Below are 18,773 nucleotides of genomic sequence, written 5' to 3'. Positions count from 1 at the left end.
GCGTAGCATTCGTTCCATGTCGCGGCGGTTTCTGCGAAGAGACCGGGCGCCCCGATCAAGGACGCCCGGTCTTAGTCTGCTTTTTAGCGCTTGTGCAGATCGGCCTGCGCCAGGTCCAGCGCCCTGGCGATGCGATCGCAAGCCATGTCGATGGTGTCGCGGGTCCAGATCAGCGGCGGCGACAGGATCATCGTGTCGCCGGTGGCGCGCAGCATCATGCCCTGCGCGATCGCATGGTCGCGAACCGTCACCGCTGCACTGCCCGCGGGCAGGAAGCGCTCTTTGGTTGCCTTGTCCTTGACGATCTCGATCGCCCCCATCAGGCCGATAGAGCGCACCTCGCCAACCAGATCATGTCCGGCGATGCGTTCCTGCAGCGCCTTGGCGAAGTAAGGGCCGGTGTCGTCCCTGACACGGTCGACCAGCCCTTCCCGTTCGATGATCTCAAGGTTCTTCAGCGCCACCGCGCAGGCCACCGGATGACCGGAATAGGTGTAGCCGTGATTGAACTCGCCACCCTTCTCGACCAGGGTCGATGCGATGCGGTCGCCAACCAGCAGCGCCGACAGCGGCTGATAGCCTGATGTCAGCGCCTTGGCGGTGGTGATCGTATCCGGCTCGATGCCGAGCGTCTGTGCGGCGAACCATTCGCCGGTGCGGCCATAGCCGGTGATGACCTCGTCCAGCATCAGCAGCACATCATATTTGCGGCAGATGCGCTGCACTTCCGGCCAATAGCTGACCGGCGGGATCTTGACGCCGCCTGCCCCCATCACCGGCTCACCGATGAACGCGGCAACCTTGTCGGCCCCGGCCTCGAGGATCGCATCCTCAACCGCCTTGGCTGCGCGCAGGCCGAAATCATCGTCGCTTTCGCCAGGCAAGGCCAATTCGTAGGCGTAAGGCATCATCACATGGACGATGTTGGGCACGGCGCCGCCGAGTTGCTTGTGCATGCCGTCCATGCCGCCCAGCGAGGTGCCGGCAACGGTCGACCCGTGATAGGCCATCTTGCGCGAGATGATGCGGTTCTTCTCGGGCTTGCCTTCCAGCACCCAGTAATGGCGGACAAGGCGCAGCGCCGTGTCATTGGCCTCCGAGCCGGACGAACCATAAAACACCTGGTTGACGTGCTTCGGCGCGATCTCGGCCAGCTTCTTGGACAGAAGCACCGGGGTCGGGGTCGAGCATTTGAAGAAGGAATTGTAGTAGGGCAATTCCTTCATCTGGGTATAGGCGGCCTCGGCCAGTTCATCACGGCCATAGCCGATGTTGACGCACCAGAGCCCGGCCATGCCGTCGAGGATTTCAGCCCCTTCGGAATCATAGATGAACGGCCCATTGGCATGGGTGATGATGCGCGAGCCGGCCTCGCGCAATTCCTTGTGGTCGGTGAACGGATGCAGGTGATGCGCGGCGTCGATCTGCTGAAGCTGCTTCAGCGAATAGTTTTGATAGGTCATGTCTTTGATCTTTCCTCTGGAATCAATCCGGCAGCGCCGGGGGCGGATTCGTCAGAGGGCGGCGGGCGGCGAATAGCCGATTCGGGCGCACAGCCGCAAAAGCTCGGCGCGCAGCGTGCGCGGCGACGGAGTCACCGCGATCCTGAACGCGCGGAGCCCAAATTCGCCAGCCAATGTCGCCACGGTAGCCATGGGCGGCACCTTAGAGCAAAGAATGGTCAACGTGAACCACCCTTTGCCCTGTCTTTTGCGCACGTCGACGGCTGCTCAGGCCTTGGCGCTCAACGCCCTCTGCAGGAAGACATACTTCATCGCCGTCTGTGCCGCCTGCGGCCGGCGATCGCCACGGCCGCCATGACCACCCTCGGTCTCCTCGAAGAACAAGGTCTTGCCGTGTCCGGCTTCCTGCAGCCGCGCCGCCATCTTGCGGGCATGACCAGGATGAACGCGGTCGTCAGCGGTCGAGGTGGTCAACAGCACCGGCGGATAGGCGGCACCGGCTTTGACATGCTGGTAGGGCGAATAGGCGGCAAGCCAGGCGGCATCCTCCGGCTTGGCCGGGTCGCCATACTCGGCCATCCAGGAGGCGCCGGGCGGCAGCTCGGTATAGCGCAGCATGTCCAGCAGCGGCACTTCGATGATGACCGCGCCAAAAAGCTCGGGATGCTGCGTCAGGGAAACGCCGGTCAGAAGGCCGCCGTTCGAGCCGCCCTGGATACCGATTGAGGCCGCCGTGGCGATGCCGCGTTTGACGACATCCTGCGCGACCGCGGCGAAATCGTCGAAGGCGTTCTGGCGATTGCCCTTCAGCGCCGCCTGATGCCAGTTCGGGCCGAACTCGCCGCCGCCACGGATACAGGCCTGCACATAGGCATTGCCCTTCTCCAGCCACAGCCTGCCGCGCACACCGGCATAGCCGGGGAGCAAAGGCACTTCGAAACCGCCATAGCCATAGAGCAGCGTCGGCACTGGCCCCTTCTGGTCGCGCCGCCGTACGACGAAATAAGGGATCATCGTGCCGTCCTTGGAGCGCGCCTCGAACTGTTCCGAGATGAGCGGCGATGCGTCGAAGCGGGCCGGCTGCGCCTTCACGGTCTCCAGCGTCTCGCCATTGTCGTCCGACCAGATGATCGAGCTGGGCGTCAGGAAATCGGTGAACGAGAAAGAGACACTGGACCCGAAATGCTCGGCATGGCTGATGCCGACATTGCCGTTCTCTGGCAGCGCCACGGGCTTAAGCGTCCAAGCGCCATCGTTGCGCTCGCAGACGACGACCTTGCCGCGCACATTGTCCATTAGGTTGATGAAAAGACGGTCCTGCGTCCGCGCCAACCCAGCGATCGAGACGCGATGCGCCGGCTCAAGCAAGATCTGGATCGGCCCAAGCGCCCCGGTATCGGCCCAATGCGCCAAATCAAGCGAATAGAGGCCATCGGACTTGCAGATCGTGCCGTCAGGCGCCGTCCATGGGTTGCGCACGCCGAACACCAGCTGATCCCTGAAGATCGCGGTGTCGGTCATGTCGTCGGGCATGGGCAGCCGCCTGTTTTCGCCGGATGCCAACCGCAGGAAGATGTGCGAGGCGAAAAAATTCAGCGTCCGCGCCAAGATCAGGTAGCGCCTGTCACCATCGAACTCGACGGCGGCACCCACGGCGAGGTCCTCCTTCTCAGCCTCGAAGATCGATGTCGCCTCTTCCAGTGCGGTGCCGCGTTTCCAAAGCTTGATGACACGCGGATAGCCGGATTCGGTCTGGTCAGCCGCGTCGAAGGCCGCCGACACGATCACCGTATCCTGGTCCAGCCAACCAAAACCTGACTTGGAAGCCGGCGCGCGAAAACCGCCATCGACAAAAGCCTTTGTCTCGATATCGAATTCGCGCATCTCGCTGGCATCGCCGCCATCCGGCGACATCGAGAGCAGGCAACGGCTGAAATCCGGATTAAGACGGCTGGCGCCGCTGAACACCCATTTCACGCCCTCTTTCGCCGCCAGTTGGTCGAAATCAAGGATCGTTTCCCACTGCGGCTTGTCGGTCTTATAGGAGGCGACGCTAGTACGGCGCCAGAGGCCGAGAACATTGGTCTTGTCCTGCCAGAAATTGTAGACATGGCCATGGATGGCGGAGCCGACAGCGATGTTGTCTTCGGCGGTCATCAGATCGAGCGCGGTCTCGAATGACGCCTGATAGGACGGATCGCCCTGCAGCTCCGCAACCGTGACTTCGTTCTGGCGATGCACCCAGTCAAGCGACTGCTTGCTGGTTCTCTCCTCGAGCCACAGGAACGGATCGTTGGTCGAGTTGACGGACTGAGGCTTCGGCTTGTTCATAGGCTCTCCGATGGACGCATGGCTTTTCGTGCCGCCAACATCGATATGTTGCGCCCGATATTCAATATGCTCAGGCGAGTTTCCATCGGCCAACGAGGCTGGCAGCGGCCAGCGCCAGGCAAAGCAGGCCGAGCGTCAGCGGCAAGCCGCCTGCGCCCAGAACGTCCATGGCGGCGCCGGCCAGCGGTGGCATGGTGATGCCGCCTACGCCCCACATCAACGAGAAAGCGGCATTGCCGGCAATTAGCGTCGAGCCGGTGAAGCGCTCGCCGAGTTCGATGATCGACATCGTGTAGATGCCGTAGGAGACCGCGCCCCAGACAAAGATCATCGGCCAGATCAGCGGCGTTTCGATCAGCAGCGGCAGCAGCAGGCAGCCGAGCACCGTGATTGCGACACAGGCAAGCCCGACCGCACGCGCCGAGATCCTTTCCGCCAGCAGCCCGAGCGGCACCTGCATGGCGATGTTGCCGGCAATCATCACCGACAGCAGCGCCGACATCCTGATATCCCCGATGCCATAATGCGTTCCGTACACCGGCAGCAGCGCCAGGGCCGCTTGTTCAAAGCCGGCGGCGACAACGACGGCAAACAGCAACAGCCAGGCCATCGGGATGAAGCCAAGAACGGAGACCTGATGCCCCGCCTCCTCGACCTTGGGCAGGCGCGGCAGCACCGACGCCAGGCAGATCCCGCACAGCACGAAAGCGCAAATGCCGACCAGGAATGGCGGCCAGCCTTCCGTGCCGACGGCGAGAAGGCAAAGCGGGCCGGCGGCGAAACCGGCTGAGATGATCGTGGAATAGACCCCCATGATGCGGCCTCGCTTTGCCGCAGGCGCAAGCGAAATCACCCAGATTTCGCTCAGCACGTAGAGGGGGTTGGTCACCGCGCCGATCAGGAAGCGCAGCGGAAACCACAGATAGACATTCTGCGTCCAGCCGATCAGCGCCAGCACGATCGCAGAAAGTGCCGCACAGGTGAGTGCGGTGCGCCCTGCCCCGAACCGCCGCGCCAGCGCCGGGATCAAGGGCGATGACACGATGAAGCCGATCGGCGTCATCGCCGCCGAAATGCCGATCATGGCAGGCGAAACGCCCTGGCGCTGCAGGATGAAGCTCAGCAAGGGATAGGAGAGCCCTTGCGCGATGGCGAATACGGAGACGGTCGCGATCACGCCAGTGATCGCCGCCCATTGAATCCTCGCCTCTTCGTCCCCGCTGACCGCGATCATGCCTTGCCGCTCCGGCGCACGGACGCACGATAGAGTGCGAATGCCACCAGCAACGCATCGAGACCCGCGATCACGACAGGCAAGCCGAGCGGGCCAATTCCTTGCATCAGCAGCCCTGCCCCTGGTGGACCGATAATGCCGCCGGCGCCCCACATCAGCGCGAAGGCAGCGTTGCCGGCGACCAGTGCCGAGCCCTTGAAGCGGCTGCCGAGCTCGACCAGCGCCATGGTGTAGACGCCGTAGCCGACAGCGCCCATCACCAGAAGCACGACCCAGACCAGCGGCGTCAGGATCAGCAACGGCAACAGAAACGCGCAGGCAGCGGTGGCCAGTGCACAGACGACGATCATGGCGCGGCCGCCAAAGCGTTCCGCCAGCAAGCCGAGCGGAATCTGCAGCAGGATGTTGCCCAGCGACAGCGCCATCACCAGTGCGGCGAGCACGGCTTCCGCCAGGCCGTAGCTGGCGCCGAACACCGGGATCAGCGCGTAAGTGCTCTGCTGGACCGCCGCCGAGACCAGGACGGCAAGCAGCAGCGCCGGCGCCATCCTGGCGAAACCGGCAAGGCCGCTGGCAGGTTGGCCATCGTCCTCGAAACCGGTGAGCTTCGAAGAGACCGCGCGCAGGATCACGGCGCAGAGCACGAAGCCGGCGACGCCAACCATGAAGGGCGCCAGGCCTGACGTACCGACCAGGGTCAGCGTGAACGGCCCGGCGGCATAGCCGGCGCCAAGGACTGTGTTGAAGACACCCATCACCCGGCCACGGCGCGATGGCGGCGCCAGCGACAGCGCCCAGACCTCGCCGAGGATATAGAGCGGGTTGATGACCACACCGATGATGAAGCGGATGAGGTACCAGGCCACCCAGTCCTGGAGATAGCCGATCGCCAGGAAGCAAAGCGCGCCGATCAGCGAGCAACCGACGGCCAGGGACCGTGCGCCGACCAACCGGACAGCCGCCGGCACGACGGATGCCGAAAGGATCAGCCCGAGCGGCATCATTGCCGCCGACAGGCCAATCAGGCCCGGTGACAGGCCCTGCTTCTGCATCAGCAGGGTGAACAGCGGCGAGCTCAAGCCTTGAGCCGCGCCGAACATCGCCAGCGCCGCGGTGACGCCGGCAAGCGCTGCCCATTGCACAGGCGGCTCGGTGGATTGAACGGAAGAGGTCATTGCGGCTCGCGGTCGGAGTTCAATCACCCCCTATCGATCGGCCGGCGCTTGCGAAAGCCACAGTGCAACGAAATCGGCGATCCAGCCGCCTTCCCCACCGGCATGTCGCTTCCCTCGCCCTAGTGGTCGCCGCCTCCGCAATCGCCGGACGGCCGCCGGTCCATTATGCCGCTCGTTATTGCATCCTGCGAGGACCATCATGACCGCCGCTCTTCATCCTGCCGAACCGGCCTTGGCTTCCGACCGGGCCCGCCGTGGCGGCCGCGCCGGAAAACGTGCCGGCGGCTCGGCAGCGTTCGAGCAGCCCGCTTTCCGCCAGCTGAAAAACCCGCTGCAGCCGACCAAGCTGGTCTCGGACGATGAGCTGGAATCGATCCACCTCGCCTCGCTGCGGGTACTGAAGGAGATCGGCGTCGACGTTCTGCACGACGAAGCCCGCCGCATCATGAAGGCGCATGGCGCGGACGTGCGCGACGGCTCGGAGCGTGTGCGCTTCGACAGCGACATGATCCTCGAACTGGTCTCGCACTGCCCGTCGGAATTCACCATCCATGCCCGCAACCCGGCGCATAATGTGCGTTTTGGCGGCAACAACCTGATCATTTCGATGATGGCGTCAGCGCCGAACTGCTCTGATATCGATCGCGGCCGCCGGCCGGGCAACCAGCAGGACTACCGCAACTTCCTCAAGCTCGCGCAGATGCACAACATTCTGAACTGCACGGGCGGCTATCCGGTCGAGCCTATCGACATCCATCCGTCGGTCCGGCATCTCGAATGCATCCGCGATCTCGCCACCCTGACCGACAAGGTGTTTCACATCTATTCGCTCGGCAAGGAGCGCAATGTCGATGGTATCGAGATCACCCGCATCGCACGTGGCATCAGCCATGAGCAGATGCTGGAAGAACCCTCCGTCTTCACCATCATCAACACCAATTCGCCGCTAAAGCTCGATGTGCCGATGATGGAAGGCATCATCCAGATGTCGAGCAAGGGTCAGGTCGTCATCGTCACGCCGTTCACGCTGTCGGGCGCCATGGCCCCGGTGACCATCGCCGGTGCGCTGGTGCAGCAGAACGCCGAGGCGCTTTCCGGCATCGCCTTCGCCCAGATGGTGCGCAAGGGCGCGCCAGTCGGTTATGGCGGCTTCACCTCCAATGTCGACATGAAATCAGGTGCGCCCGCCTTCGGCACGCCGGAATACATGAAGGCACAGCTGGTCGGCGGTCAGCTGGCGCGCCGCTACAACATCCCTTACCGCACCTCCAACACCTGCGCCGCCAACACGGTCGATGCGCAGGCCGCCTATGAGAGCGTCTTCTCACTGTGGGGCGCGGTGCAAGGCGGCGGCAATCTGATGATGCATGCGGCCGGCTGGCTCGAAGGCGGCCTGCGCTGTTCCTATGAAAAGACCATCCTCGACATCGACATGCTGCAGATGGTGGCGGAATTCCTGACCCCGCTGGACCTCTCGGAAGAAGCACTGGCCATCGACGCCATCCGCGACGTCGGCCCCGGCGGCCACTTCTTCGGCACCCAGCACACGCAGGACCGCTACAAGACCGCCTTCTATGCGCCGATCCTGTCCGATTGGCGCAATTTCGAGACCTGGGCGGAAGCCGGCTCACCGACAGCGATGGAAAAGGCCAATCGCGTCTGGAAGGAACGGCTCGCGTCCTACGACGAACCCTATATGGACCCGGCGATTCGCGAAGAGCTCAACGCCTTCGTCGAAAAGCGCCGTTCCGAAGGCGGCGCACCGACCGATTTCTGATCATCTGTGTATGGCTTGATGAATAATCGACCCCCACTCCGTCGAGCTTCGCTCGACACCTATCCCCCGATCGACGGGGGAGAGGAAGGGCGCGCGACGATTCCAGCTGGCACCTTTCCTCTCCCTCCGGAGGGGGGAGAGGTGGCGCTGCGAAGCAGCGACGGAGTGGGGGAAGCCATTCCTGAGACGCGCAGCCGCCGCAAGATAGGGTCAACCCGACGGGCACGGCAGCTCAGACAAGCCGGCAATCAGGCGGAAGCATTACTTTGGCTTGAACTGAAGGCGCGCAAACTTGGTGGCTATCGCTTCACACGCCAGCTATCCATCGGCCCCTTTTTTGCGGACTTCGCTTGCCGCGAAAAATGGCTTGTTGTTGAAGTCGACGGACACCAGCATGCAGACAGTACCTATGATCGGCGCCGCGACGATTTAATGCGCGCTGAAGGCTATTCGATCTTGCGGCTCTGGAGCCATGACGTTGTGAAACATCGCACTTCCGCTTGTGAAACCATCCTTGCCGCGCTTGACGGCAAGCTGACCGAAAACATCGTTGCATCCGACATGCGCTTTGTTTTCACGCCCCGCTCTCTCGATTAGAAATCTTCAAAAAACGGACCTATCCCTCATGAAATCTCACGTAAAAGCGGTTGTCATTGGCGGCGGCGTCGTCGGCTGCTCGGTTCTCTATCACCTGGCCAAGGCCGGCTGGACCGACATCATGCTGATCGAGCGTTCGGAGCTCACCTCGGGCTCGTCCTGGCATGCGGCGGGCGGCTTCCACACGCTGAACGGCGACCCCAACGTCGCCAAGCTGCAGGCCTATACCGTGCAGCTCTACAAGGAGATCGAGGAGATTTCAGGCCAGTCCTGCTCGCTGCACCTGACCGGCGGCGTGATGATGGCCGATACACCAGAGCGCATGGACTTCCTGCGCCTTGCCCACGCCAAGGGCCGCTATCTCGGCATGGACACCGAGCTGATCACGCCGTCCGAGGCCAAGGCGATGTTCCCGCTGATGGACGAGACCAATTTCGTCGGCGCCATGTGGGATCCGGTCGAAGGCCATCTCGATCCGTCCGGCACCACCATCGCCTATTCCAAGGCGGCGAAGAAGCTGGGCGCCGAAATCGTGCTGCGCAACCGTGTCGTTGAACTGACGCAGGAAGTCGACGGCACCTGGAACGTCGTCACCGAACAAGGCACGGTTCATGCCGAGCATGTCGTCAACTGCGGTGGCCTGTGGGCGCGTGAAATCGGCCGGATGGTCGGCGTCGAACTGCCAGTGCTCGCCATGGAGCACATGTATCTCTTGACCGAGCCGATGCCGGAGGTCGAGGAATTCAACAAATCGACAGGCCGCGAGATGATCGGTGTGCTCGACTTCAAGGGCGAGATCTACACGCGCCAGGAACGCAACGGCATCCTGCTCGGCACCTATGAAAAGGCTTGCAAGCCATGGTCGCCGGTCAACACGCCGTGGGATTTCGGCCATGAACTGCTGCCGCCGGACCTCGACCGCATCGCACCGTCGCTGGAGATCGGCTTCAAGCATTTCCCCGGCATCGAGAAGGCCGGGATCAAGCAGATCATCAACGGCCCCTTCACCTTCGCGCTCGACGGCAACCCGCTGGTCGGCCCGGTGCAGGGCCTGACCAATTTCTGGTGCGCCTGCGCCGTCATGGCCGGCTTCAGCCAGGGTGGTGGCGTCGGTCTCGCATTGTCGAACTGGATGGTCCATGGCGACCCAGGCTTCGACGTCTGGGGCATGGATGTCACTCGCTTCGGCGAATATGCCGGCTTGCGCTACACCAACGCCAAGGTGCGCGAGAACTATTCGCGCCGCTTCTCGATCCGCTTCCCCAACGAGGAACTGCCGGCGGCACGCCCGGCGCAGACGACGCCGCTCTACGACACCATGCTGGCCAACAACGCCGTGATGGGCGACTCATGGGGTCTCGAAACCCCGCTGTGGTTCGCGCCGAAGGGCAAGGAACCTAAGGATATCGTCTCCTTCCATCGCTCTAATGATTTCGGGCCGATCGGCGAGGAAGTGCGCGCCACTCGTGAGCGCGTCGGCGTCACCGAGATCGCCAACTTCGCCAAATACGAAGTGTCGGGACCGGCGGCGGAAGATTTCCTCAACCGCCTGATGACCAACCGCATGCCGAAGATAGGCCGCATCGTGCTGACGCCGATGCTCAACGAGTTCGGCAAGCTGATCGGCGACTTCACCATCGCCAAGGCCGGCGAAGACCGCTTCATGATCTGGGGTTCGTCGGCGGCGCAGAAGTACCACATGCGCTGGTTCGAGAAGCATCTGCCCAAGGACGGTTCGGTGCGCATTCACCGCTTCGACCAGACGCTGGTCGGCCTGTCGATCGCCGGGCCGAAATCGCGTGAGCTGCTGCAGAAACTGGTCGATGTCGACATCTCGACCAAGGCCTTCCGCTTCATGGATTTCCGCCAGATGGCGGTCGGCGGCGCACCGTGCCTGGTCAACCGCATCACTTACACCGGTGACCTCGGCTACGAGATCTGGATGGCGCCGGCCTACCAGCGTCTCGTCTACAAGGCGATCAAGGATGCCGGCGAGGAGTTCGGCCTTGTCGATTTCGGCATGCGCGCCCTGCTCTCGATGCGCCTGGAAAAGAACTTCCCAACCTGGTTCCGCGAGCTGCGTCCGATCTACGGGCCGTTCGAGGGCTCGATGGAGCGCTTCATCAAGCTCGACAAGAACGACTTCATCGGCCGCGAAGCCGCCGCCAAGGAACAGGCCGAGGGACCGAAACTGCGCCGCGTCTCCTTCATCGTCGACGCCACGGATGCCGATGTCATGGGCGACGAGCCGATCTGGGCCAAGGTCAGCAAGGACTATGGCACCGTCGAAAAGCCGCATGGTTACGGCGCGCCGCGCTTCGACATATCAGGCAAGGAAATCCGCGGTTCCAAGGCGGCTGAGGGTGCTTCCGCCGTGCGTGGCATCGTCGACGGCGAATGGCGCGTGGTCGGCTGGGTAACGTCAGGCGGCTATGCCCACTACGTGCAGAAGTCGATGGCGCAAGGCTATGTGCCGGCTGCCCTTGCCGAGGACGAAAGTGCCGGGCTGTTCGAGATCGAGATTCTCGGACATCGCCGTCCGGCCCGCATCAACGTCGAAGCCCCGTTCGACCCGAGCGGCGAGAAGATGCGGACCTGAGGATCGACCTTGGACAGCGCGGGGCCAAAAGGCGGCTTCGGCCGCCATCGCAAGATCATGCCGTTCGAGCCCGGCTCGATCGAGGCCCTGCGCGACGGCTCCCGCCAGAAGGCGGCGTCACTCAACCAGCATGTGCTGGGCTATGGCGTCCAAGCTGAAGCGGAATGGGCAGCGGCAGGCATAGACGCTCCCGATCTGCCGGCAATGCGAAAGTACCGGCTGGAGCGCATCCGGGCCGAGCTGAAGCGGCGTGGCTATGCCGGCGCCCTGCTCTATGACCCCGTCAACATCCGCTACGCGACCGACTCGACCAACATGCAGCTGTGGGTGGCGCACAACCCGACGCGGCATTGCTTCGTCGCCACCGAAGGCCCGGTGGTGCTGTTCGACTATTTCTCCTGCGAGCATCTGTCCGACCATTCGGGCGTCGTCGACGAGGTCCGCCCAGCGGTTTCGTGGATGTATCTCTATGGCGGCGAACTCACGGAGCAAAAAGTCCGCCGCTGGGCCGCAGGGATAGCCGATCTGGTCAAGGAACATGGCGGCAGCAACCGCCGCATCGCCGTCGACCACATCAACCCGGAAGGCGTCGAGGAACTCGCGCGGCTTGGCATCTCCATCGGCAATGGCGAAGCGGTGATGGAAAACGCGCGGCTGATCAAGTCGCCGGACGAAATCCTGGCCATGCGCCGCGCGATCGTCGCTTGCGAAGCGGCGATGGGCGAGATGGAACAGGCGCTGAAGCCTGGCATCTCCGAAAACGAACTTTGGGCGGAACTCCATCGCGGCAACATCGCACGCGGCGGCGAGTGGATCGAAACCCGGCTACTCGCTTCAGGACCACGCACCAACCCGTGGTTCCAGGAATGCTCGTCGCGCCAGATCGAAGCTGGCGATCTCGTCGCCTTCGACACCGATCTGATCGGCCCCTATGGCTTCTGCGCCGACCTGTCACGCACCTGGCTTTGCGGCGATGCCAAGCCGACCAACGAACAGCGTGACCTGTTCCGGATCGCTGCCGACCAGATCGCGCACAACACGGAATTGATGCAGCCCGGCATCTCGTTCCGCGACCTTGTCGAGCGTTCGGCGGTGCCGCCGGGAGACTGTTTCCCGACCCGTTACGGCGTGCTCTATCATGGCGTCGGATTGGCCGACGAGTACCCGACCTTGCCGCATGCCAGCGATTGGACATCGGACACGCCGGATGGCGTGCTGGAACCGGGCATGGTGCTGTGCGTGGAAAGCTATATCGGCCGGCTTGGTGGACGCGAAGGCGTCAAGATCGAGGAGCAGATCCTGATCACCGGGACCGGCAACGAGCAGCTTTCAACCTACCCGCTCGATGAGCGGATGCTTGCCGTAAGCTAGTCGCGCTCTTCAATATCTGCAATCGCGCTTCTTCTGTGCGGCAGCGACTTGGGCGTCGAAACGAGCGCGTTTGTTTTCGGGACTACCCTGGCTATCGTCGAGCCCCAGATGTTTCCAGATGTCGTCCGGTTGCAAGCCGAAGCCGACAAGGGCTTGAATTGTAATATCCCTGTAGGGGTGGCCTGTTTTTACCATCAGACCGCTGTCGAGGCGGTCCAACACCGGTTCGATTGCCGAAGCCCCCTGGATGCCGAGACCGCAAAGCCCGACCAGGCCGGCGGCGTAATCAGGTTGCCACAATTCACCACGCGGTTTTCCGTACAACCAGGATGCGTCGTCGATCACATGCAGCAAGGTCGGCACGGCGTCAGCGCCAAAAGCGTTCAGCCGGGCCAACGCTTGATAAGCTGAAACGCGCAGCATTTTCTGTCGTGCCAGCCACTCCAGATCGTCGCGGTGCAGCCGGACGACCTCATCGGGAAGTGCCGCAATGGCCATTGCCGCATGGGACGCATTGAGTTCGTCGGTAGAAGGTATACTCGTACTCACGACGATCTTGACCTCACGCAATCGCTCGAACAGAACCTGCCCGAAACGCTGCGAAACACCGTCAGATAGGCCGCGAGAATACTGCACCGGCGCCCAACTGTCCTGAGGTACGGGTAGCCGCCGATCCGCGAGGATTCTGAGCGCCAGTTCTGCATCCGGGGCGCTGATCTTCTTTCCCGCCTCTATGCCCCTGAAAAAACTGAGCGTCAGGTCAGCCAGAAGCGGATTGATTTTTCCTGGCTGGTCCAGGCCTGCGACAAGAGCCGCATTTGTTGCACCCGGGACTCCACCTGCTTGCAGGGCGAGGTCCATCCCGAGCGTTTTGGTGAACAAGTAAGACCAATCCGGGCCTTCACTGTACCAATGCTTGTTATCGATATTCTTGCGTTGGGCGAAGCGCTGAAAACCCGACCTGACGTCGAATTCATAGCCGCCGACATAGGTTGGCAGAAGCAGTGGATACATCATGTAGGTGACGACGCCGGTCCATCGATAAGTCTCCTGATAGGCACTGCCGGATCGCACGTAGACGCTGACGCGATCAGCCTGAACTGTGTCGGCCAATGGATTGAGACCGGCCGCGTAAGTGCTGTCCCCGCGCTTGATACGCCCGATCGATACGATCGTATCCGCCTCGCCCAGCTTGGCATCCTCTTCGATGAGACAATTCCCCGCGTCGATCTGCAGTCGCATGAGATCGACGGCAATCGTGCTTCCGTAGGTGGGTTTCTCGCCTTCGATCTTGATCGGATCGATGCCTGCACTGAGTTTCATTGCGGGGCAGACCCCGCGTCTTTCCATCCGAAACGCCGTGCCGACAGCCGCAGGATCGATGGGGTCGCCCAGATCCTTTGTCTCAACGACCAGCAGCCGTTTGACCGTGCCGTTCAGCAGCGCGCGCAGGCAGAAATCGTCACATCGCGTATCGTCTCGCATCCATCTCGTACCGGGCGGCACACGCATGGCAAGAGTGCTTGCCGAGAATGGAACCTTGAGCTGATGAATATCTTCCGCCACGTAGGTTCTTGCATGCAATTCCAGCATGACGTCGACCAGAATAGGGACAATCGAGAGCAAAACGAGAGCGTAAACGACACTCCCCAGCCATCCAAATGCTGCTCCCTCCCCGCGAAATTTGCCAACCAGGCGAACAAGCAACAGGAAAATGAACAGCGGAGGAAGGATCGGCATGACAAGCGCGAGCGGAGCCCCGATCACGCTGAACAGAGCGTAGATGGACAAAGTGGGAAAAAGAAAACAGACCAACGCCAAAGCACCGAGAACCACCATTCCGATGCTGAACACGGGCCTTGTCTCGATGCCGCTTGCCATTGACATACACCCCGGCAGACTTCAACTCTGGGTAGTTAAGGTCTATCGGATTGAAATTGTCGCTAAGCAACGCCCGCGCAGCCGAAGAAGTGTGGGATTCTCAACGCAAGGTTAGCGCTTACCTAAATGCGGCGACTGAATGAGGGTAATCCGGCTGCAACGCGTCGCGCAGTGCCGCGACGGTCGCGGCCGTCGTCGTTCTCGAGGTGATGAAAGGCAGGCCCTTGCGCCGCGCCGTCCAGCCCACGATCACCACCTTGCGCTCCGCTGGTTCGAAACGTTGCGCCAGTGCCCAGCTTTCGCAATCGATCGCGGCTACATCCGCCTTACCTTCGGCAACGGCGACAATCGAGCCGCGATGGCCACCGCTTTCACTGCGCGATGAAAAGATGTCCAGGCTTTCGCTCGATGCTTCGAGGTCTCGCGTCAGCGCGATGATGCCGGACATGGAATCGAGACTGTTAAAGGTGAACCGCTTGCCGCGCATCAGATCGATCGGGGGCAAGGCCTTGCCGTCCGCAGGCGAGCCAACCTCCGGCCCCTCGCCCGCCCGCATCACCAGCGCGCTGGAATAAAGCTCACCTTGCCCGCCCTCATAGGCGTCATAGCTTGGCTGGCCGACCACCTGCACATGATTGGATAGGCCGAGTTCCATCGGACCCCAGCAGGTCTGCGCGAACAGCAGCGCCGGGTGCAGCCACAATTTGTGGAAGTCCAGTTCGTCTGGTGGCAAGGTTCTGGGATCGGGTGCGATCAGATTACCGGTAGCGTCATGGATGCCGCCAGGCACCGCGGGCAGATCCCCATTGCGGCGCACGATGGTCTCAGGTGCGTCGATGCCCTTCTTCCGAAAAGCATCGCGCATCAGCGCCCATTGCGCGTCGACCGCGTCGCGCATTTCGGGCCAGTCATACATCGGCAACGCCGCAATCAATTCGCTCATGCCGACACTCAATCATCATGTCTGGAGAAGAGATCGCAAAAACGCGGCGTCCAATCAGAATTGGCCGACACGGGTTCCTGGTATCCCCGGTTTTATTCCTTCGGCGGCTCGGCCGGGACCGGCGCGCTGCCAAGCCCGTTGATGCTGCGAGCCCTGACACGCGGCTTGAATGCCCTGCCCGGTTCCGGCGCGCGGCGCAGCACCGGATGAATGATCGGCTCCTTGGGCTTGAAGGCATAGGCTTTGATCAGCGCGAAATAGTTCGGGTAGGCATAGCCATTGTTCATCCGCAGCCATTCGTCCCGGCGGTCACGGAACAGCTTCGGCAACTGATACCAGGCGACGGTGGGGCTCTTGTGATGAACGAAGTGCAGATTATTGTTGAGGAACAGGAACGACAGCGGCGTGCGCTCGATGATCACCGTGCGGCCTTCCGGATGCTCTGACCACTGATGCTCGGCATAGGTGCGGATCGATATCAGCGACTGACCAAGCCAGACCGGCACCAGCACGTAGAGCCAAACCGGAATGCCGAACCCGAACTGGACAATCGGCAGCACAATAGCGAGGCCAATCGCGTGCAACAGCCAAGCCTTGCAGATTGGCTTGTCGCCGGCAATCACGTGCTTGGCGTCGTCGATGAAGAAGCCGATGCAAGAGAGCCATGGGCCAAGCACCAGGCGACCGGCCATGGTGTTGTTGACCTTGAGCAGGAATTTCATCCATGACGGCATGTCTTCGTGCATCCAGAGTGCCTGGTAATAGCTCTCGGGATCATCCAGCGGATCGGTCAACCGCTCGTCGGCATGGTGGCGCAGGTGAATGGTCTTGAAGCGACGAAACGGCCAAGTGACGCCGATCGGCAGGAAAACGAAAGCTTCGTTGACCAGCGCATTGCGGGTCGGATGACCATGCAGCACCTCATGCATGATCGAGGACTGCAGCGCCAGCGTAACCGCCATGACGATGAGGGCGAGAATTGGATAGGATGGCCAGAGGAAGAGGCCGGCGGCGAACCATGTACCGTAGCAGAAGAAGGCGAGGACCACGGTCGGCCATTCGATGGCCGGCTTGCTGCTTCGACGGATGCTCTTGCCTGGTATGCTTGCCATGCTATCGACCACTGTCCCTCAGTCGCCGGAACCCCAACTGGTTCCTGACAGCATTGTGTCAGGAGACGCGATTCCACTCAACGCGACAAAGTGCACAAAATGTTGCGTCTGCGCATTTTTGGCTGCATATGTTGTACATTGTAAACAGCCTTAGGGATTCATTTACGCCTGAAGAGCCGTCCGAGCATCTTCGGCGCAAATTTTTCCTTCCGATGCGTGGAGCAAGAGGATGGATAAACGCGACCTGTCGGCACTCTTTCGGGACCGTTTGAAGCTGCTCCTGACACGGTCCGACCTTAACCAGTCGGCCTTCGCGTCAGCAGTCGGCATCGATCGGTCGGCGTTGTCACAGCTGCTTTCAGGTGTCTCGACACGTCTGCCGCGCGCCGAAACGCTGCTCAACATCGCCGCCGAATTCAAGGTGTCGCTGGACTGGCTGCTCGGTCTCAGCCAGGACGAAGGTCTCACCGGCGAAATCCGCGAAAGCCTGGAGATCGAGGAAGCGCCGGACGGTTTCGACCGCACGCTGCTCGCCAAATGGTTCGCCGAAGCAGCAGGTACCAAGATCCGCTACGTGCCGGCCGGCATCCCCGACCTCCTGCGCACCCGCGCGCTGGTCGATTACGAGGCCAACATCACCAACCGGAGCCGCCTGGCGCAGGCCAGCGAGACCCAATACCGCATCGAATACAACCGGCGCCCGGAAACCGACATGGAAGTCTGCATGCCGCGCCACACGCTGGAGATTTTTGCCCGCGGCCTCGGCGTCTGGGATCGTTTTCCGGAGGCGGACCGCCAGCAGCAGCTTGCCCACATGGCGACGCTGCTCGACGACCTCTACCCGACGTTCCGGCTGTTTCTTTATGACGGTCGCATGCGCTATTCGATCCCGCTCACCATCTTCGGCCCTTACCGGGCGGCGATCTATGTCGGTGACATGTATGTGGTGCTGAACGCCACGCAGCCGATCCAGGCACTGACGCAGCATTTTGACAACCTGATCCGCGCCGCCGACGTCAACCCGCATGAGGCGGCCGCCTTCGCACGTAATCTGGCAGGCATGTCATTCCCATCAGGCTCTGTCTGACCAGAATCTCGCTGTGGATCCAGCCCGGATCGTGAAGAACAGCCTCCGGTCTGGCTCTATCGTCGTAGCTATTTCATTGACTAGACATAAAGACTTCTTTATATCCTTATCTAACTTCGAAACATGAAAGCCGATCCGATGACGCCGACCAATCCGATTGATGCGCTGCTGGCTGAAAAAGGCGTGCTGCTGGCCGATGGCGCCACCGGCACCAATCTGTTCGCCATGGGATTGGAGGCCGGCGAAGCGCCTGAACTCCTCAATGAGACCGCGCCCGACACCATCACCAGCCTGCACCAGAATTTTGTCGACGCTGGTGCCGACATCATCCTGACCAATTCGTTCGGCGGCACCCGCCACCGGCTGAAGCTGCATCATGCGCAGGACCGTGCCCACGCGCTGAACAAGCGTGCCGCTGAACTCGCCCGCGCCGTTGCCGACAAGGCCGGCCGCAAGGTGATTGTCGCCGGCTCGGTCGGCCCGACCGGCGAACTTCTAGTGCCGCTCGGCGCCATGACCTATGACGAGGCGGTCGATGCCTTCGCCGAACAGATCGAAGGCTTGAAGGCCGGTGGCGCCGAAGTCGCCTGGATCGAGACAATGTCGGCCCCCGACGAAATCCGCGCCGCCGCCGAAGCAGCCATCCGTGTCGGCCTGCCCTACACCTATACCGGTTCTTTCGACACTGCCGGCCGCACCATGATGGGCTTGCTGCCGAAAGACATCCACGGCGTCACTGATGGCCTGTCACAGGCGCCGCTCGGCGTCGGCGCGAATTGCGGTGTCGGCGCTTCCGACATCCTGGCCTCGCTGCTCGACATGACCGAGGCGAAGCCGGAAGCAACGGTCATCGTCAAGGGCAATTGCGGCATTCCGGAATTTCGCGGCACCGAGATCCACTATTCCGGCACACCCGAACTGATGGCCGACTACGTCAGGCTGGCGATCGATGCCGGCGCGAAAATCATCGGCGGCTGCTGCGGCACGTCGTTCCAGCACCTTGCAGCGATGCGCAAGGCGCTCGACGCGCATCACAAGTCCGACCGTCCGACGGTTGCCGCGATCGTCGAGCGCATCGGCCCGATGCGCAACAAGGTGGCGACGGAAAACACCGCCGAGACCAGCGAAGCCCGCCGCGAGCGGCGTCGCGGCCGCGCCTGAGCAATTCCAGGAAAGTGTGAAACGGCTTTCCCGGGAAATGCG

14 protein-coding genes are annotated in these 18,773 nt (G+C 62.1%); 6 read left to right on the top strand and 8 right to left on the bottom strand.

The genetic code is table 11. The features are described from left to right. Positions 1–83: 83 nt before the first annotated feature. The 5 genes from GA829_RS18735 to GA829_RS18715 all read right to left on the bottom strand — a co-directional run bounded on the left by GA829_RS18735 (position 84) and on the right by GA829_RS18715 (position 6,203). Entirely contained in the window at positions 84–1,463 is a 1,380-nt protein-coding gene (locus GA829_RS18735; protein WP_195174184.1) for an aspartate aminotransferase family protein, read from the bottom strand. 51 nt (positions 1,464–1,514) lie between these two features. Further along, complete coding sequence (locus GA829_RS18730; protein ID WP_195174183.1) at positions 1,515–1,655, bottom strand: capsid protein; 141 nt, start codon at positions 1,653–1,655, stop codon at positions 1,515–1,517. A gap of 75 nt (positions 1,656–1,730) precedes the next feature. Then, positions 1,731–3,794: a prolyl oligopeptidase family serine peptidase gene (locus tag GA829_RS18725; RefSeq protein ID WP_195174182.1), complete on the bottom strand. Its 2,064-nt coding sequence runs from the start codon at positions 3,792–3,794 to the stop codon at positions 1,731–1,733. A 70-nt stretch (positions 3,795–3,864) separates the two neighbouring features. Further along, positions 3,865–5,028: an MFS transporter gene (locus tag GA829_RS18720; protein ID WP_195174181.1), complete on the bottom strand. Its 1,164-nt coding sequence runs from the start codon at positions 5,026–5,028 to the stop codon at positions 3,865–3,867. Then, positions 5,025–6,203, bottom strand: a complete 1,179-nt coding sequence (locus tag GA829_RS18715; RefSeq protein WP_195174180.1) for an MFS transporter — start codon at positions 6,201–6,203, stop codon at positions 5,025–5,027. Before GA829_RS18715 ends, GA829_RS18720 begins: the two co-directional genes overlap by 4 nt. 199 nt (positions 6,204–6,402) lie before the next feature. On the opposite strand from GA829_RS18715, the gene GA829_RS18710 reads away from it, so the two are divergent. The 4 genes from GA829_RS18710 to GA829_RS18695 all read left to right on the top strand — a co-directional run bounded on the left by GA829_RS18710 (position 6,403) and on the right by GA829_RS18695 (position 12,547). Then, positions 6,403–7,980: a trimethylamine methyltransferase family protein gene (locus GA829_RS18710; protein WP_195174179.1), complete on the top strand. Its 1,578-nt coding sequence runs from the start codon at positions 6,403–6,405 to the stop codon at positions 7,978–7,980. 141 nt (positions 7,981–8,121) lie between these two features. Beyond that, complete coding sequence (locus GA829_RS18705) at positions 8,122–8,577, top strand: endonuclease domain-containing protein (RefSeq protein ID WP_195174178.1); 456 nt, start codon at positions 8,122–8,124, stop codon at positions 8,575–8,577. Between the two features lie 28 nt (positions 8,578–8,605). Further along, entirely contained in the window at positions 8,606–11,176 is a 2,571-nt protein-coding gene (locus GA829_RS18700; protein WP_195174177.1) for a GcvT family protein, read from the top strand. A 9-nt stretch (positions 11,177–11,185) separates the two neighbouring features. Next, positions 11,186–12,547, top strand: a complete 1,362-nt coding sequence (locus tag GA829_RS18695) for a M24 family metallopeptidase (RefSeq protein ID WP_195174176.1) — start codon at positions 11,186–11,188, stop codon at positions 12,545–12,547. 9 nt (positions 12,548–12,556) lie between these two features. Here GA829_RS18695 and GA829_RS18690 read toward each other — a convergent pair whose 3' ends face one another. The 3 genes from GA829_RS18690 to GA829_RS18680 all read right to left on the bottom strand — a co-directional run bounded on the left by GA829_RS18690 (position 12,557) and on the right by GA829_RS18680 (position 16,483). After that, positions 12,557–14,428, bottom strand: a complete 1,872-nt coding sequence (locus GA829_RS18690; protein WP_195174175.1) for a hypothetical protein — start codon at positions 14,426–14,428, stop codon at positions 12,557–12,559. A gap of 118 nt (positions 14,429–14,546) precedes the next feature. Further along, positions 14,547–15,371 carry a phosphate/phosphite/phosphonate ABC transporter substrate-binding protein gene (locus GA829_RS18685; protein WP_195174174.1) on the bottom strand — a complete coding sequence of 275 codons (825 nt, stop codon included), beginning with the start codon at positions 15,369–15,371 and terminating at the stop codon, positions 14,547–14,549. Between the two features lie 92 nt (positions 15,372–15,463). After that, positions 15,464–16,483 (bottom strand): fatty acid desaturase, encoded by a 1,020-nt coding sequence (locus tag GA829_RS18680; protein WP_195174173.1) that lies wholly within the window; start codon positions 16,481–16,483, stop codon positions 15,464–15,466. Positions 16,484–16,712: 229 nt separating this feature from the next. On the opposite strand from GA829_RS18680, the gene GA829_RS18675 reads away from it, so the two are divergent. Continuing rightward, positions 16,713–17,570, top strand: coding sequence for a helix-turn-helix domain-containing protein (locus tag GA829_RS18675; protein ID WP_195174172.1), 858 nt, complete (start codon positions 16,713–16,715; stop codon positions 17,568–17,570). Positions 17,571–17,708: 138 nt separating this feature from the next. Beyond that, positions 17,709–18,731: a betaine--homocysteine S-methyltransferase gene (bmt, locus tag GA829_RS18670; RefSeq protein ID WP_195174171.1), complete on the top strand. Its 1,023-nt coding sequence runs from the start codon at positions 17,709–17,711 to the stop codon at positions 18,729–18,731. The last annotated feature ends 42 nt before the right edge of the window (positions 18,732–18,773 follow it).

It is taken from the genome of Mesorhizobium sp. INR15 (genome assembly GCF_015500075.1).
Lineage (GTDB): Bacteria > Pseudomonadota > Alphaproteobacteria > Rhizobiales > Rhizobiaceae > Mesorhizobium.
This window is presented reverse-complemented; position numbering and strand designations above follow the sequence as displayed.

What these genes read in the sequence shown, in the direction of transcription:
- GA829_RS18725 (WP_195174182.1), bottom strand. Translation starts at nt 3,794, where the DNA reads ATGAACAAGCCGAAGCCTCAGTCCGTCAACTCGACCAACGATCCGTTC.
- bmt (WP_195174171.1), top strand. Translation starts at nt 17,709, where the DNA reads ATGACGCCGACCAATCCGATTGATGCGCTGCTGGCTGAAAAAGGCGTG.
- GA829_RS18675 (WP_195174172.1), top strand. Translation starts at nt 16,713, where the DNA reads ATGGATAAACGCGACCTGTCGGCACTCTTTCGGGACCGTTTGAAGCTG.
- GA829_RS18730 (WP_195174183.1), bottom strand. Translation starts at nt 1,655, where the DNA reads ATGGCTACCGTGGCGACATTGGCTGGCGAATTTGGGCTCCGCGCGTTC.
- GA829_RS18710 (WP_195174179.1), top strand. Translation starts at nt 6,403, where the DNA reads ATGACCGCCGCTCTTCATCCTGCCGAACCGGCCTTGGCTTCCGACCGG.
- GA829_RS18680 (WP_195174173.1), bottom strand. Translation starts at nt 16,483, where the DNA reads ATGGCAAGCATACCAGGCAAGAGCATCCGTCGAAGCAGCAAGCCGGCC.
- GA829_RS18700 (WP_195174177.1), top strand. Translation starts at nt 8,606, where the DNA reads ATGAAATCTCACGTAAAAGCGGTTGTCATTGGCGGCGGCGTCGTCGGC.
- GA829_RS18685 (WP_195174174.1), bottom strand. Translation starts at nt 15,371, where the DNA reads ATGAGCGAATTGATTGCGGCGTTGCCGATGTATGACTGGCCCGAAATG.
- GA829_RS18720 (WP_195174181.1), bottom strand. Translation starts at nt 5,028, where the DNA reads ATGATCGCGGTCAGCGGGGACGAAGAGGCGAGGATTCAATGGGCGGCG.
- GA829_RS18715 (WP_195174180.1), bottom strand. Translation starts at nt 6,203, where the DNA reads ATGACCTCTTCCGTTCAATCCACCGAGCCGCCTGTGCAATGGGCAGCG.
- GA829_RS18690 (WP_195174175.1), bottom strand. Translation starts at nt 14,428, where the DNA reads ATGGCAAGCGGCATCGAGACAAGGCCCGTGTTCAGCATCGGAATGGTG.
- GA829_RS18735 (WP_195174184.1), bottom strand. Translation starts at nt 1,463, where the DNA reads ATGACCTATCAAAACTATTCGCTGAAGCAGCTTCAGCAGATCGACGCC.